Annotated in this window: 1 pseudogene; it reads right to left on the bottom strand. The window is 38.7% G+C overall.

Annotation, left to right across the window (positions count from 1 at the left end):
* Window positions 1–12 precede the first annotated feature (12 nt).
* Window positions 13–367: pseudogene (locus CWB78_RS18475) on the bottom strand (CBS domain-containing protein); the annotation flags it as partial.

The following is a 367-nucleotide window of genomic DNA, read 5'->3' as shown; positions in this document are numbered from 1 at the left end:
TTCAAACTGCAGTTATAGCACTCCCGCTATTAGTAAGTCTTGCATATTTAGTGCGCCAATGGGGTGAAAGTGCTCATTAATAACAATTAAACCATTAATACTTTTTTGTTCCATAATGTTAAGTTCTTCAGCGGCGCGCATTTCTTGTGTGGCTGTTGTCCATGACTTTGTCATCACAAGATTAATTTATGTGCTGTGTATTTCAATACGTTGCTCTAAAATACGGCGTTAATCACCATCGGTAAACAACCCCGATAATTGCTCATTACTATTTTTAATAGCGGTCATGCCAAGCACACTGGCTGACATTTCAATTAATGCGTCTGTATAGGTTTGGGTTTCATTATGTAGAGGCGGGTGTATAAGG

Source organism: Pseudoalteromonas sp. S1612, from assembly GCF_005887175.1.
Classification (GTDB): Bacteria; Pseudomonadota; Gammaproteobacteria; order Enterobacterales; family Alteromonadaceae; genus Pseudoalteromonas; species Pseudoalteromonas undina.
The sequence above is the reverse complement of the archived record's forward strand: the minus strand, read 5'-3'. Positions and strand labels throughout refer to the sequence as shown.